Source organism: Nitrosomonas sp. GH22, from assembly GCF_009833115.1.
GTDB classification, from domain to species: domain Bacteria; phylum Pseudomonadota; class Gammaproteobacteria; order Burkholderiales; family Nitrosomonadaceae; genus Nitrosomonas; species Nitrosomonas eutropha.
This window is the reverse complement of the sequence record NZ_QRCA01000025.1, coordinates 1-15,134: the sequence shown is the minus strand read 5'-3', so window position 1 is coordinate 15,134 and position 15,134 is coordinate 1. Positions and strand designations below refer to the sequence as shown.

Here is a 15,134-nt window from a genome sequence, read left to right as displayed (position 1 = left end):
ACCTCAAGAAATGGGACAGCATTACCTGCCGTACCTGTCATGTAAAACCAGCTCCTCCGGGAGAAAGCGCTCAGGCGGAACATAAGAAAATGGAAACGGAAGGAGCAACCTGCATAGACTGTCATCAGAATCTGGTGCATGAAGAAGCGCCGATGACAGATTTGAATGCAAGTCTTGCTGCAGGCAAGCTGGTATTAAAGTCGGAAGAGGGTGACGATGACGTTGATGACGAGGATGAAGAAGTCGAGGTGGAAGTTGAAGAAACTGAAACAGCTGACGACAGCGACTCCGCTTCCTCCAGCAACCATGATGACGATAGTGATGATGAGTAAAGTGCAATGTAATTAACACGCTATCTTATTGATGTAAACTAGGACCCGCGGAGATTAAGCTTAAAAACTTCGCGGGTTTTTTATTGACATAAATGAACTTAAGCTATTGGAACAGAGATTTAATAGGAGTGAATAGACTATCTCTGTAGGAATGATGACAAGAATATTTTTTAGCGGGAATATGCAAGATATTCTCAGCTGATTTTCATGGTAAGACCTGATGATCGGTATTTGCTGATTAAATGGGTAAACCACAAAAATTTATTACCTTGAATTCGCGAATGGCTAGCTTAATATATATATTTGTTCAAGTGATGAGGTAAATAAGTGACAGTTGTTCGTTTGCCGGATGGCACAGACAAAGTGTTCGATTATCCCGTGACGGTGCTTGATGTTGCTGAGTCAATTGGCCCCGGGCTTGCGCGTGTAGCATTGGCAGGTAAGTTGAATGGGAGGCTAGTAGATTTATCGGAGCCGATAGAGATTGATAGTGATCTGGTGCTGATAACAAACAAGGATCCTGAAGGTCTGGAAATCATTCGTCACTCTTGTGCACACTTATTAGCACACGCAGTAAAGGAATTATTTCCAAGTGCGCAAGTTACCATCGGGCCGGTTATAGAGGATGGGTTTTATTATGATTTTTCTTATGAACGGCCTTTTACACCAGAAGATCTGGCAGCCATAGAGAAGAGAATGCAAGAAATCAGCAGGAGAAATCTGAAGATAGAGCGCAAGGTGTGGGATCGTTCAAAAGCAATTGGCTTTTTTAAGGATCTAGGCGAGCACTATAAGGCTCAGATAATTGCATCTATTCCGAATGATGAGCCTGTTTCACTTTATTCTCAGGGTGATTTCACAGATTTATGTCGCGGGCCGCACGTGCCGTATACATCAAGAATCAAAGTCTTTAAGTTGATGAAAATAGCAGGTGCTTATTGGCGTGGAGACTCAAAAAATGAAATGCTGCAAAGAATATATGGAACAGCGTGGGTAAGCAGCGAAGAGCAAAATAATTATCTTCGGCGCCTGGAAGAAGCAGAAAAACGAGATCATCGTAAACTTGGTAAACAGCTTGATCTGTTCCACATGCAGGAAGAAGCTCCGGGAATGGTGTATTGGCATCCCAAAGGGTGGGCTATATGGCAGCAAATAGAGCAATATATGCGGCAGGTGCTGGCCAAGAATGGTTACGTCGAGATTCGTACTCCTCAGGTTCTGGACATATCGTTATGGGAAAAATCCGGACATTGGGAAAATTTCCGAGAAAATATGTTTATTACGGAATCTGAGAGTAGGCATTACGCTATTAAACCCATGAATTGTCCGGGGCATGTTCAGGTATTTAATCACGGGTTAAGGAGCTATCGTGATTTGCCGCTTCGACTGGCAGAGTTTGGTTCATGTCATCGAAATGAGGCGTCTGGTGCTTTACATGGGCTTATGCGCGTTCGTTCATTTACGCAGGATGATGCTCATATTTTTTGCACGGAAGACCAGGTTCTGGAAGAAGTAACTAAATTCATTGATCTGTTAAATCAGGTGTATATAGATTTTGGATTCCATGAAAACTTGATAAAACTTTCAACCCGCCCAGCCCAGAGAGTTGGAACCGAAGAACAATGGGACAGAGCTGAGGCCGCCTTGGCTGCAGCTCTAAATCAAAAGGAACTAAACTGGGAGCTGCAACCGGGTGAAGGGGCTTTCTATGGCCCCAAAATAGAATTTACATTGAAAGATAGCCTTGGACGTAAGTGGCAATGTGGAACTTTGCAGCTTGACTTCTCTATGCCAGCGAGATTAGGCGCAGGGTATATCGCAGAAGATAATACGAAAAAGATCCCAGTAATGCTGCATAGAGCTATTTTAGGATCTATGGAGCGTTTTATCGGAATTCTTATTGAGCATCATGCGGGCGCTTTGCCGGTATGGCTTTCTCCTGATCAAGTGGTTGTACTTAATATTTCTAGAAATCAAGCTGATTATGTTCAGTCAATCACAAATGAACTCAAACAAAATGATATTCGCGTCAGCTCGGACTTGAGAAATGAGAAAATAAGCTATAAAATCAGAGAACATAGCTTGCAGAAAGTGCCTTATTTAATAGTGGTTGGCGATAAGGAAGTCGAAAATCAGACTGTTACTGTGAGAGGACGATCAAACCATGATCATGGGGCGATGTCTCTTGAAGGTTTTGTTACCTTAATTCGGAAAGAGATGGCCGAAAGAGTGTAATTAAGGGGTTTTTATGGATTTACGGAGGGTACCATAGCTCAAGAAAAGACTGTAAGGGTTAATGATGAAATCACGGCACTACAAGTCAGATTGATTGGCGTGAACGGTGAGCAGGTGGGGATAGTACCAATAGCTGAAGCAAAAGAGTTGGCTGAAGAGTCTGGTGTAGATATTGTAGAAATTGCACCAAGTGCGGAGCCTCCAGTTTGCAGGTTGATGGATTATGGAAAATATCTTTATCAGGAAAGCAAAAAGAAGCACGATGCCAAGCTGAGGCAAAAACAGATACAGGTAAAAGAGATTAAACTCAGACCCAATACAGATGAGGGTGATTATAGTATTAAGCTGCGGAATTTAATCAATTTCTTAAATGAAGGCGACAAGGTTAAAGTTACACTCCGGTTCCGTGGAAGGGAGATGGCGCATCAGGAATTTGGTATTAGACTGCTTGAAAGAGTAAGAGAAGAACTTGAGGAGCATGCCGTTGTTGAGCAGTTTCCTAGATTGGAAGGACGGCAGATGGTGATGGTTCTGGCGCCTAGAAAAAAAGAGGTGAAGGTGGCCAAATCTGATAAGTAGCGGGAAGCGGATACAAAAAACGAAACTGTAACTTAGTAAGTAGCGAATTATCTTGCTGCCGTAAAATATGTTCTTGCTGGTTTATTTAAAATAAGTGATATCAAGGTTTTAAAAGTTCTCTAATTAGAGACACCTTGGTTCATATTAAAAAGGAAGTGTTGCTTTATGCCTAAAATGAAAACTAAGAAAAGTGCTGCAAAGCGCTTTAGAATAAGAGCGGGAGGAAGTATAAAACGTTCGCAAGCGTTTAAACGACATATTCTCACTAAAAAAACAACTAAAAATAAGCGGCAACTAAGAGGTATGACTGTCGTTCATGCAAGCGATGTGGCATCTGTACGCGCAATGCTGCCTTACGCCTGAGGAGATAGATAATGCCAAGAGTAAAACGAAGCGTAACGGCAAGGGCACGACATAAAAAAGTACTTAAGCTGGCAAAGGGATATCGCGGTAGGCGGAAAAATATATACCGTATTGCAAAACAGGCTGTTATGAAGGCAGGGCAGTATGCTTATCGTGATCGACGTCAAAGAAAACGACAGTTTCGGGCTTTGTGGATTGCGCGCATCAATGCGGCAGTGCGAGAGTTAGGAATGACTTACAGCACCTTTATGAATGGGCTCAAGAAATCAGGAATTGGTCTTGATAGAAAAGTGTTGGCTGATTTGGCTGTGTTTGATAAAGCTGCCTTTGAAAAAATAACCAATCAAGTAAAAACTAGCCTGGCAAACTAAAAAACAGTTTGTATACAAATTTATCAGGGGAGGTCTGCACTATGTTAGCTCGACCTCCCTTTTTTATGAGTGGATCATTTCATTGCCATGAATAATCTGGAAGATTTGGTCAGTACCGCAATAAAATTATTTGATCAGGCGGAAAGTGTTGTTGACCTAGAGCAAATTAAGGCGCGATATCTGGGTAAAGCAGGAGAAGTTACACTTTTGCTGAAAAAACTCAGGGAACTGACCCCGGAAGAAAGACCGGTAATGGGAGAGCGAATTAATCAGGCGAAAAAGTTGTTGGAAGATGCTTTGACTGAACGCCGAAATGTAATTCATGAGAAAAATATGTCGGCTCGTCTGGCTGAGGAAAGTTTGGATGTGTCTTTGCCTGGGCGTGGATTCGGGTTAGGGGGGGAGCACCCGGTTACGCTAACACTAACTCGTATTGAGTCGCTGTTTCATTCGATTGGATTTGATATTGCAACTGGCCCTGAAATCGAAACAGATTTCTATAATTTTACGGCACTAAATATTGCCGAGAATCATCCTGCGCGTGCTATGCACGATACTTTCTATATTGAAGGCGGGAAGCTGTTGCGAACACATACATCGCCGGTGCAGATTCACTATATGCAAAATCACCAGCCACCTATAAAGATTATTGCTCCTGGACGGGTGTATCGCTGTGATTCTGATGTAACTCATACGCCAATGTTCCATCAGGTTGAGGGGCTGTGGATAGATGAAAATGTCAGTTTCTCTGCATTAAAGGGCGTGCTGGTGGAATTTATGAGAAATTTCTTTGAAAAGGATAATTTATCAGTAAGATTCCGTCCCTCTTTTTTCCCTTTTACCGAACCTTCTGCTGAAATGGACATTGCATGTGTAATGTGTAATGGTAAAGGTTGTCGAGTTTGCGGTGAAACTGGTTGGTTGGAGGTGCTTGGATGCGGCATGGTACATCCTAATGTCATGAATCATGTTGGCTTGAATAGTGAAGAAAATATTGGATTTGCTTTCGGGCTGGGTGTCGAACGTTTAACTATGTTGCGTTATGGAGTTAATGATCTGCGTCTATTCTTTGAAAATGACTTACGTTTTCTGAAACAATTTAATTGATGCTCTAGACTTGTAGTTATGAAATTTCCCGGGAACTGGCTACGTAAATTGGTTGACTACCAATGCTCTGATGAAGAGCTGGCACACAAGTTGACTATGGCTGGATTAGAAGTTGAGAGTGTGGTGCCGGTTGCTCCTTTTTTTGACAAAGTGGTCATCGCAGAGGTGATGTCTGTTCAAAAACATGCAAATGCCGATCGGCTAAGAGTATGTAAGGTGGATGTGGGAAACTATTCTGATGAACCTTTACAAATCGTTTGTGGGGCACAGAATGTTACAGAAGGAATGAAGACCGTATGTGCCTTGATAGGTGCACGGCTGCCAGAATTGAATATACGGCAAGGTAAGATACGCGGTGTGGAATCTTTTGGCATGTTGTGTTCTGCAAGAGAACTCGGGTTGGAAAGTGAGGCTGACGGACTTATTGAACTTCCAGATGATGCGCCTGCAGGTATCAGCTTTAGAGAATATGACGGGTTGGATGATAGTATTTTTACCCTGAAATTGACGCCTAATCGAGCTGATTGCTTGGGGATGTTCGGTATTGCTCGCGAGGTCGCTGCTATTACTGCCGGCAAACTCAATTTGCCAGAAATTAAACCTGTTAATCCTGAAATTGCAGATGTTCTGCGAATCCGGGTTGAAGAGCCTCAATCCTGCCCGCTTTACTGTGGTCGTATCGTCAAAGGTATCATCACCAGCACACAAACTCCTCTGTGGATGAATCAGTATTTGGTGCGGGCTGGTTTGCGTCTGATTAATCCGGTGGTTGATATTATTAACTATGTCATGCTGGAAACAGGTCAGCCGATGCATGCTTTTGATCTTGCTAAGATTGAAAAAGGGGCAGAACAGGAGATCCGTGTGCGCTATGCCGTTGCAAATGAACGCTTACGACTGTTAAACGGTGAATGCCTTGATTTGCAAGAAGATCTGTTAGTCATAGCTGATAGTAGCAAACCTTTGGCATTGGCTGGCATCATGGGTGGCAGTGAAAGTGAGGTAGAGGGAGGCACAACGGATATTTTTATCGAGAGTGCTTTTTTTTCGCCGGCTGCGATTAGTGGCAAGTCATTTAAATTGGGTTTTAGCTCGGATTCCTCGCATCGATTCGAACGAGGGGTGGATTTCTCCATGACGCGTAATGCACTTGAGCGTGCCACTGCGCTGGTTTTGGATATATGTGGGGGGAAAATAGGCCCAGTAGTAGAGGTTAGTAACGATTTGCCGCGACGAGATGCGGTCGAGGTTCGTCAAAAGCGCATAGCAAAGATCCTGGGAGTGGATTTTGGGATTGAACTGATATCAGAATATTTCCGGAGATTACAATTTGGTCACTCTGTTAGCGGCGATACGTTTTATGTAGTGCCACCTGCATCGCGCTTTGATTTAGTCATCGAAGAAGATTTTATTGAAGAGCTTGCGCGTATGCATGGATATGACCTGATTCCCGCGCAGTTGCCCAAGGCATCGGCACATATGCTAACGGAACCAGAAATTGGTATTGCGCCTGTTAAGCGATTGCGTCAAATTCTGGTGGCAAGGGATTATCAGGAGGTTATTAATTACACATTTGTAGACACTCAGTGGGAAGCAGATCTTTGCGGAAATAACTTACCGGTAAAACTGAAGAATCCAATTGCAAGTCATATGGATGTTATGCGTAGCAGCCTTTTTGGCGGATTGATCAACAATCTACAATTTAATCTGAATCGCAAGCAAAGTAGGGTTAGGATTTTTGAGATAGGTTCCTGTTTCAGCAAGGATAATGATGAAGAAAAAGAGGTAGAGAATCTGGCCGTTCTTTGTTCAGGGAATGTGCATCCGGAGCAATGGGGTGTTACGGATCGAGATGTTGATTTTTATGACGTCAAAATGGATGTTGAGTCCTTATTCTGGCCAAGAAATATTGATTTCGAGTCGGCTGTTCATCCGGCATTACATCCAGGAAAATCAGCCAGAATTCTGATTGACAAGAGTCCGATTGGCTGGATAGGAGAACTTCATCCTCGTTGGCAGAGAAAATATCATTTATCACAATCTGCGATCCTATTTGAATTGCAAATAGAAGCTCTTGCTAGTGACTTGCTGCCGATGATGCAAGTACTCTCAAAATTTCCACCAGTAAGGCGTGATATTGCGGTGGTGGTAGAGAATGAGGTAAGTATGGCCAAGTTACTGGAAGCAATGAACTCAGAAAAAGATAAAAGCGTCAGTGAGATATCTTTATTTGATTTATATAGTGGTGAAAATTTAGAGCAAGGGAAGAAGAGCCTTGCTTTCCGTATTTTGTTGCAAGGTACTGAAAAAAACCTTACAGATCAGGAAATCGATCAAGCAGTAAATGGGCTGATCAATGTTCTCGGTCGAAAGTTTGGTGCAACACTACGCGGCTAGTTGGGAGTTCTGTCCGCTGAGACTGGCCGGCTGAATTGGTGGGAAGAACGTTTTTTTTCCTGAGTTCTTCGCGGTATAGATTTGTCGTGTATTTCGAAATCATGAGCGATTGTCTTCACTCTTTCACTTGGTGCGTTATGATTGCTCAAATCCGGCAAATCCTGGTGTTAGTTCAAGACATTTACTCTGTTTTCTAACTTAAGGGTGGATATATGGCTTTAACCAAAGCAGAGCTAACCGATTTATTATTTGAAAATATCGGTCTGAATAAACGTGAAGCAAAAGAAATTGTCGAGTGTTTTTATGAAGAAATGCGCACAGCGCTCCAAAATGGTGATGGTGTAAAACTTTCAGGCTTTGGCAACTTTCAATTGAGGACTAAACCACAACGGCCGGGGCGGAATCCCAAAACTGGTGAAGAAATTCCCATTTCAGCACGAAGAGTGGTTACTTTTCATGCAAGCCAGAAGCTTAAATCTATGGTAGAAGCTAACTATCGTGGGGAACCAAACGTAAATTAACATTCCGTTTTTTTATATTGATAAATATATATTGTTTTGAGTGGTAAATAAGATAAATGTGTATAGCAAATCAGGATACATATTCTGTATAACCGGAGTATGTGTTTTCCCTGTAAGATTTTATTGAAGCTATGGGGATCGATACAATTGCTAGCATCAGGGAGTGCTCTTTCCTGTTTACGAGAGTTGTTCGCGCTATAGCTTTGATTGTAGCTAGTATGTGACAAGGGAGAGTCGGTTTAAATTGATCGGTAGACAGGTAGTGTTGCTATATCGCAAACAATTGGATTGATGTATGTTTTGTTATAATTAATCGATACGGGGCGTAGCGCAGTCTGGTAGCGTACTTGCATGGGGTGCAAGTGGTCGGAGGTTCAAATCCTCTCGCCCCGACCAGTTTTATAAAAATATTCCTCATTTCGACTATAGGTTAGTCCGTTAAAAATCAAGTTTTATATATCTGTGACTATCATATGGTTGCTATCCGGCATAAGCAGCTAGTCATTTCTGAGAATGCGGGGTGATTAATCACATTACTTATTTTTTAAGGGTGTAGAAATGCGCATTTTGCTCAGTAATGATGATGGGTATTTTGCGCCAGGTATTGCTAATCTTGCAAAAATACTTTCTGATATTGCAGATGTAACAGTTGTCGCACCAGAGCGTGATCGTAGCGGAGCAAGTAATTCGCTTACATTGGATCGCCCCCTCAGTTTACATAAATCACACAATGGTTTTTATTATGTAAACGGTACCCCGACAGATTGTGTCCATCTTGCTGTAACTGGCATGTTGGATGAACTACCCGATATGGTGATCTCTGGAATCAATGATGGTGCCAACATGGGGGATGATACGGTTTATTCGGGTACTGTGGCTGCCGCCACCGAAGGTTTTTTATTGGGATTACCTTCAATTGCGGTATCTTTAGTAAGTATGTCACGTGGTAACTTTCCAACTGCAGCAAAGATTGTTTTAGATCTCGTGAAACGATTTATAGATAATAAGTTTCATGTCCCCATTCTGCTTAACGTAAATGTTCCTGATTTACCGTATGAAGAATTGCAGGGGATAGAAGTAACACGCTTAGGCCGTCGTCATAAAGCGGAGCCTGTGATTAAATACCAGACTCCACGAGGAGAAACAGTGTATTGGGTGGGTGCTGCAGGTGCGGCCCAAGACGCGAGTGAGGGAACAGATTTCCATGCTCTTCAGAATAACCGGGTATCGATAACACCTTTGCAAATAGATTTGACGCGTTACGACCAGATTGGTTATGTCAAAAACTGGCTGGTTTTTTAATAGCTGCCGTGATTTCAATTAATAAGTGTGTTTTCGGAATGAAAGAAGTTGGGATTTGTTTGAAATGGGTTGGCTTCTCGTTATTTTCTTCTCCCTTGATGTATTATCAGGCTGGTTCTTTTATGAAAGATAGTAGGAATAGTCAGATCCGGTTATTTGCTGGAAAGAAATAATAAAGGAGAGTTGGTGCGTGAGTGTACGCCATTCTGGTATTGGCATGACTTCGCCGCGAACGAGGGTTCGCATGGTCGAGCGTTTAAGGGAGCAAGGTGTTAGAGATGAGGTGGTATTGGCTGCAATGGGTTCTATTCCACGCCATCTTTTCGTTGAAGAAGCATTGGCATCCCGGGCATATGAAGATGTGGCATTGCCAATTAATTACGGACAAACAATCTCCAGCCCCTGGATTGTAGGCCGTATGAGTGAATTGCTGCGGAATGGTGGGAACAATTCGCTGAGAAAAGTACTGGAAATCGGAACAGGGTGCGGCTATCAGACTGCTGTTTTGGCCAAGATAGCGAATGAAGTCTATTCAATTGAGCGGATAGGTCCCTTGTTGACACGTACTCGCATTCGATTGCGTGAATTGGGTATTCGTAATATTTACCTGAAACATGCTGATGGAATGCGTGGATTGTTGGAGGCGGGTCCATTCGATGGAATAATGATGACTGCAGTTATTCCAGAGATACCAGAGACGCTCTTGGAACAATTGGCAATGGGTGGCAGGATGGTATTCCCGAAAGGAAACAGGCAGCAGTATCTTTGTGTAATTGATCATACTACCGAGGGTTTTGTTGAAACGATCTTGGATGAGGTAATGTTTGTGCCCATTCTTCCCGGGACAATCAACAGGTAGGGAGTACTTATCTTCAAGGAATAGAGGCAGTCATGTTGTTGGCTGTATCTTAAACTTTCAATTTCTTATTTTCTATAGCAATTTAATCTAAATGTGGCGGATAGCGTAGAGCTAAATATCTATGTTCATGCAAATAATTCTTTTATTTCTTGTCTTGTCCTTGGGTGCTTGTGTTTCAAAGCCTGACCCCGCGCCAATCGTTGAGCGACAGCTTGGTCGTTATTCTGATGAAGGGAATAATGCTACAAAAGGTCTTTTAGATAGAAAAACCTACATAGTGCAAAGTGGTGATACTTTGTATAGTATTGCTCTCAGACATGGTTTGGATATTAATCAGTTGGCTGGGATAAATAATATTACAGATCCCAGGGAGTTGCGGGTTGGCCAAGAGCTTTATTTGCAGACACTTCCTGCAGAAGGATTAATTTCTCAACAGGAAAGCCTTACCTCTCAACCTACGCTTTACTCAATAGCTCAACCCGAGGATGTGGGTGTAGTAACTGGTGGCTATCAACCTGGTTTTTCTGAGACTGGGGAGAAGGCATCTGAATCTTTCAAGACAGAACCAAAAGGGGTTTTGCTGCCTTATTCGGATTCGGCTCGTGATCAGCTGAATAATCAATCTAAAACTGTATCGGCCCAGAAATTAGCTGAAAAAAATTCAGATTCTTATCAAGTTGGCAGTGTCGGAGGGGGAGGTAACAGCGATCCTGGTCAATCAATAAGTGTGAGTGCAAATAAGAGTGGCATTAATTGGGGGTGGCCGGCAGATGGACAAATAATAAGCAGATTTTCTGAAAAATCAAAAGGTGTGGGAATAAGTGGCAGTTTTAAGCAACCAGTTCTGGCATCAGCTTCTGGGACAGTAGTTTATAGTGGTAACGGTTTGCGCGGATATGGCAACTTAATTATTATTAAGCATAATGATAGTTATTTGAGTGCTTATGGGCATAACAGTAAAATCTTTGTGCATGAGGGGGAGAATGTTTCTAAAGGACAGAAAATTGCTGAAATGGGTAATACTGATGGTGGCGTGGTAAAACTTCATTTCGAAATTCGTGAAAAGGGTAAGCCTGTAGATCCTCTTGGCTATTTGCCTGTTCGATAGCTATTGTCTATGTAGTAGATATAAATCAAATCAAATCAAATCAAATCAAATTGGAGTTCTTCGGTTTAGATTAATGAGCGTTTGGACACTTAATGGCTCGTTATGAGAGGCTATCATCACATTTTCCAAGTCTTCTAAGACTAAAGCCGCATTATTAAAATCCTGCTGCCGAGTATATTCGCTGGTTGTGATAATTGTTTTAATTCCTGCAGCCGTAGCGGATTTTAATCCATTTTCTGAATCTTCAATTGCAATACAATCTTCGGCTGGCAGGCCAAGTTGGCCAAGTACCCAATGATAAATATCTGGCGCAGGCTTTTTTTTTGGAACAATATCTCCCGCGCCTATTACAGTGAACCAGGAAAGAGCATCGTCTCCAAGTGTGCACTGAAGTAAGGTGCTGACATTCTCGTACGTTGTAGTTGTGGCGATTGCAATTTTTATATTGTTTTTTCGCAATTCATCTAATAGGCGCTTAATACCGGGACGTAGCGGTATTCTTCCTTCTTTCAGCAAATTAAGGAAATATCTGGTTTTGACTTTATGAATTTGTGTAATCCATTCATCGAGATCGTTCCTGCCAAGGAATGAAGGCACATAATTTTCTAGATAAAAGCGGATACGTTCCTTGCCACCAGTGATCTGGAGCAGGACGCCGTATAGATCTATATCCCACTGCCAATCAAGTTGAAGTTCATTAAAGGCTTGATTAAAAGCGAGCCGGTGTCCATCCCGCTCAGTATCTGCGAGAGTACCGTCAACGTCAAAGAGGACTGCTGAAAGAGCCATTGTCTTTTTAAGATTTATTTATAAAATGAGTAGCTGGCTCGATTTAATCGATCAGCAACGGCTAGCCATTCTAAATTATCAGGCGGTGCTTCAACTAGAATTTGTTGGAAATTTTCATTATCAAGTCTACGCAGAGTCGCGTATAAATCCCTTCCAAACCTAACCGGATCATTAGGCATAAAAACACAGTGAAGTTTGTTATTTGCATCTTGAACAAAATCTTCGCGTACGCTTCGTACTATAACTGCTGTGCGTATTCCTTGCTGCAAAAGGATGGAAGAGCGTAAAAAAAGAGATTCACCATGGCAGATTTCAAGTGGTGTTGTGGTTGCGTAATGTGATGTCAAGGATCCTGGAGCCCGAATTGAATTACCGTGAGATCGAACAAAAATCTTCTGCTTAAGTACATTTTCAATAGATAAAACCGAAATTCCACCAGGGCGCAGTATCGCGACTTCATTATCAATACAACTGACGATTGTACTTTCAAGACCTACTTCGCAGGATCCGCCGTCGAGAATTATATCAATACGATCCCCAAATTCTTTCTTTACATGGTCAGCAGATGTGGGGCTAACAAAGCCGAAGCGATTGGCCGAGGGCGCGGCAATTGCTTTATAACCGCCAAGCTCCTCTAAAAGCCTGAGTGCAACTGGGTGACTGGGAACACGTAATCCTACAGTATCTTGCCCTCCTGTAACGCTAAGTGGAATATGCCTGCTTTTGGGCAGGACTAAGGTTAATGGGCCAGGCCAGAAATGTTTAGCCAGCATAAGTGCTGTTGTAGGTATATTTTCCGCCCAAAATTCGAGCTCGGCTGACTTAGCAAAATGAACTATGAGTGGATGGTCAGGAGGCCTGCCTTTGATATCAAATATCTTCTGGATTGCTTGGGGGTGAGAAATATCCGCACCCAGCCCATAAACCGTTTCTGTTGGGAAAGCGATAACATTACCTTTACGTAAACTTGCAACGGCGGCAGTAATTTGCTCGTTTACCAAGTCAGGAACTGGATTATGGGTTTTGGACATGTAATACATGTAATAAGAATAACCGCAATAGAAGGAATATATTCCACATTTTGTAAGTTTAAATTATCCACGCAGACAGATGCAAAAACCTATATCCACAAAGTTTTCATGGTTTATTTTATTTTGAGGGATGATCTGGTTTTTGTGAGGGGTGCTGTGAAGATTGTTGTAATCAATTGATTTTGTGTTAACTAACTGAACCTTGTGGTTGTGTGAATAAAAAATGCTTGACTAAAAGAGCCAAGGTGACTAGCCTTTCGGATGTATCTGGTGTGGGTATAGAAGCCTTCCCGGAACAAAATGAGAAATACTGAGGCAAAAATCAAGCAAAGACCGTGATTTAAATGTGGTTATTTGCGATGGGCAGTAATGAAAAATTCTAATTTTTATTACTGGTTTTAACAAAATGTGGTGTAAAGGAGGATAAAGAGATGGCAACTACGTTAGGAACGAGCAGTGCCTCATCAGTCTCATCAAGAGGCTATGACATGTCACTGTGGTATGACTCCAAATTTTATAAATTTGGTTTAATAACCATGTTGTTGGTAGCGATATTCTGGGTATGGTATCAACGTTACTTTGCCTATTCACACGGAATGGATTCAATGGAACCAGAGTTTGACCGTGTATGGATGGGCCTGTGGCGTGTACACATGGCCATTATGCCGCTGTTTGCACTGGTAACCTGGGGCTGGATCTGGAAAACACGTGATACAGAAGAGCAATTGAATAACCTGGATCCGAAACTGGAAATCAAACGCTACTTCTACTACATGATGTGGCTGGGTGTATACATTTTTGGTGTTTACTGGGGTGGTAGCTTCTTTACGGAGCAAGATGCCTCCTGGCACCAGGTGATTATTCGTGACACCAGCTTTACACCAAGTCACGTAGTCGTGTTTTATGGATCATTTCCGATGTACATCGTCTGCGGAGTTGCAACCTATCTGTATGCAATGACCCGTCTGCCGCTGTTTCATCGTGGAATTTCTTTCCCGCTGGTGATGGCGATTGCAGGTCCTCTGATGATTCTGCCAAACGTTGGTCTGAATGAATGGGGTCATGCTTTCTGGTTCATGGAAGAGCTGTTCAGCGCACCGCTGCATTGGGGTTTTGTAGTGCTCGGTTGGGCTGGATTATTCCAGGGTGGAGTTGCTGCCCAAATCATTACCCGTTATTCCAACCTGACTGACGTGGTCTGGAATAATCAAAGCAAAGAAATTCTGAATAACCGGGTTGTAGCTTAGTCCGGAATACCCCTTGAAATCTGGGAAACTACATTTCAAGGGGTATATGGAAAAAGAAATGACTGGCTGACGTTAAGCAATTAACGTTTAGCCGGCCGGTAATCGGAATGCGGTACCTTAAAGAAAAAGAGGAATCGTGATGTTAATTTTAAATTATAAGAGGGGAGGATAGGGTGAGTATATTTAGAACAGAAGAGATCCTGAAAGCGGCCAAGATGCCGCCGGAAGCGGTCCATATGTCACGCCTGATTGATGCGGTTTATTTTCCGATTCTGGTTGTTCTGTTGGTAGGTACCTACCATATGCATTTCATGTTGTTGGCAGGTGACTGGGATTTCTGGATGGACTGGAAAGATCGTCAATGGTGGCCTGTAGTAACACCTATTGTGGGCATTACCTATTGCTCGGCAATTATGTATTACCTGTGGGTCAACTACCGTCAACCATTTGGTGCGACTCTGTGCGTAGTGTGTTTGCTGATAGGTGAGTGGCTGACACGTTACTGGGGTTTCTACTGGTGGTCACACTATCCACTCAATTTTGTAACCCCAGGTATCATGCTCCCGGGTGCATTGATGTTGGATTTCACAATGTATCTGACACGTAACTGGTTGGTGACTGCATTGGTTGGGGGTGGATTCTTTGGCCTGATGTTTTACCCGGGTAACTGGCCAATCTTTGGCCCGACCCATCTGCCAATCGTTGTAGAAGGAACACTGTTGTCGATGGCTGACTACATGGGTCACCTGTATGTTCGTACGGGTACACCTGAGTATGTTCGTCATATTGAACAAGGTTCATTACGTACCTTTGGTGGTCACACCACAGTTATTGCGGCATTCTTCGCTGCGTTTGTATCCATGCTGATGTTTGCAGTCTGGTGGTATCTTGGA

General features: G+C 42.7%; 15 protein-coding genes and 1 tRNA gene. 14 read left to right on the top strand and 2 right to left on the bottom strand.

Annotation, left to right across the window (positions count from 1 at the left end):
* The 12 genes from ABF86_RS08390 to ABF86_RS08335 form a co-directional block, all read left to right on the top strand.
* On the top strand, window positions 1-332 hold a 332-nt coding region (locus ABF86_RS08390), incomplete at its 5' end, for a NapC/NirT family cytochrome c (protein WP_193565723.1).
* Window positions 333-659: 327 nt separating this feature from the next.
* Complete coding sequence (thrS, locus tag ABF86_RS08385) at window positions 660-2,567, top strand: threonine--tRNA ligase (protein ID WP_011635321.1); 1,908 nt, start codon at window positions 660-662, stop codon at window positions 2,565-2,567.
* Window positions 2,568-2,600: 33 nt separating this feature from the next.
* A complete protein-coding gene (gene infC, locus ABF86_RS08380; RefSeq protein ID WP_074456457.1) occupies window positions 2,601-3,146 on the top strand; it encodes a translation initiation factor IF-3 in 546 nt (181 codons plus the stop codon).
* A 165-nt stretch (window positions 3,147-3,311) separates the two neighbouring features.
* Window positions 3,312-3,509 carry a 50S ribosomal protein L35 gene (gene rpmI / locus ABF86_RS08375; protein ID WP_011635319.1) on the top strand — a complete coding sequence of 66 codons (198 nt, stop codon included), beginning with the start codon at window positions 3,312-3,314 and terminating at the stop codon, window positions 3,507-3,509.
* An 11-nt stretch (window positions 3,510-3,520) separates the two neighbouring features.
* Entirely contained in the window at window positions 3,521-3,880 is a 360-nt protein-coding gene (gene rplT, locus ABF86_RS08370) for a 50S ribosomal protein L20 (RefSeq protein ID WP_011635318.1), read from the top strand.
* Between the two features lie 87 nt (window positions 3,881-3,967).
* Window positions 3,968-4,987: a phenylalanine--tRNA ligase subunit alpha gene (gene pheS / locus ABF86_RS08365; protein WP_041353584.1), complete on the top strand. Its 1,020-nt coding sequence runs from the start codon at window positions 3,968-3,970 to the stop codon at window positions 4,985-4,987.
* Between the two features lie 18 nt (window positions 4,988-5,005).
* Entirely contained in the window at window positions 5,006-7,384 is a 2,379-nt protein-coding gene (gene pheT, locus ABF86_RS08360) for a phenylalanine--tRNA ligase subunit beta (RefSeq protein ID WP_074685636.1), read from the top strand.
* Between the two features lie 212 nt (window positions 7,385-7,596).
* On the top strand, window positions 7,597-7,905 hold the full coding sequence (locus ABF86_RS08355; RefSeq protein ID WP_011635315.1) for an integration host factor subunit alpha: 309 nt from the start codon (window positions 7,597-7,599) through the stop codon (window positions 7,903-7,905).
* Window positions 7,906-8,224: 319 nt separating this feature from the next.
* Window positions 8,225-8,301 (top strand) — tRNA-Pro (locus ABF86_RS08350).
* A gap of 162 nt (window positions 8,302-8,463) precedes the next feature.
* Entirely contained in the window at window positions 8,464-9,207 is a 744-nt protein-coding gene (gene surE / locus ABF86_RS08345; protein ID WP_011635314.1) for a 5'/3'-nucleotidase SurE, read from the top strand.
* 190 nt (window positions 9,208-9,397) lie between these two features.
* On the top strand, window positions 9,398-10,066 hold the full coding sequence (locus ABF86_RS08340; protein WP_011635313.1) for a protein-L-isoaspartate(D-aspartate) O-methyltransferase: 669 nt from the start codon (window positions 9,398-9,400) through the stop codon (window positions 10,064-10,066).
* Window positions 10,067-10,193: 127 nt separating this feature from the next.
* Window positions 10,194-11,174 (top strand): peptidoglycan DD-metalloendopeptidase family protein, encoded by a 981-nt coding sequence (locus ABF86_RS08335; RefSeq protein ID WP_240142282.1) that lies wholly within the window; start codon window positions 10,194-10,196, stop codon window positions 11,172-11,174.
* Window positions 11,175-11,219: 45 nt separating this feature from the next.
* Here the strand turns inward: ABF86_RS08335 and ABF86_RS08330 are convergent, their stop codons facing one another.
* Together ABF86_RS08330 and ABF86_RS08325 are read right to left on the bottom strand one after the other, a co-directional pair.
* A complete protein-coding gene (locus ABF86_RS08330) occupies window positions 11,220-11,963 on the bottom strand; it encodes an HAD family hydrolase (protein WP_074685638.1) in 744 nt (247 codons plus the stop codon).
* Between the two features lie 14 nt (window positions 11,964-11,977).
* Complete coding sequence (locus ABF86_RS08325) at window positions 11,978-12,994, bottom strand: L-threonylcarbamoyladenylate synthase (RefSeq protein ID WP_110332627.1); 1,017 nt, start codon at window positions 12,992-12,994, stop codon at window positions 11,978-11,980.
* A gap of 431 nt (window positions 12,995-13,425) precedes the next feature.
* Here ABF86_RS08325 and ABF86_RS08320 point away from each other — a divergent pair, with 431 nt between their 5' ends.
* On the top strand, window positions 13,426-14,241 hold the full coding sequence (locus tag ABF86_RS08320) for a methane monooxygenase/ammonia monooxygenase subunit C (protein WP_011635098.1): 816 nt from the start codon (window positions 13,426-13,428) through the stop codon (window positions 14,239-14,241).
* A 173-nt stretch (window positions 14,242-14,414) separates the two neighbouring features.
* A partial coding sequence (locus ABF86_RS08315) for a methane monooxygenase/ammonia monooxygenase subunit A (protein ID WP_345889566.1) occupies window positions 14,415-15,134 on the top strand: 720 nt, incomplete at its 3' end.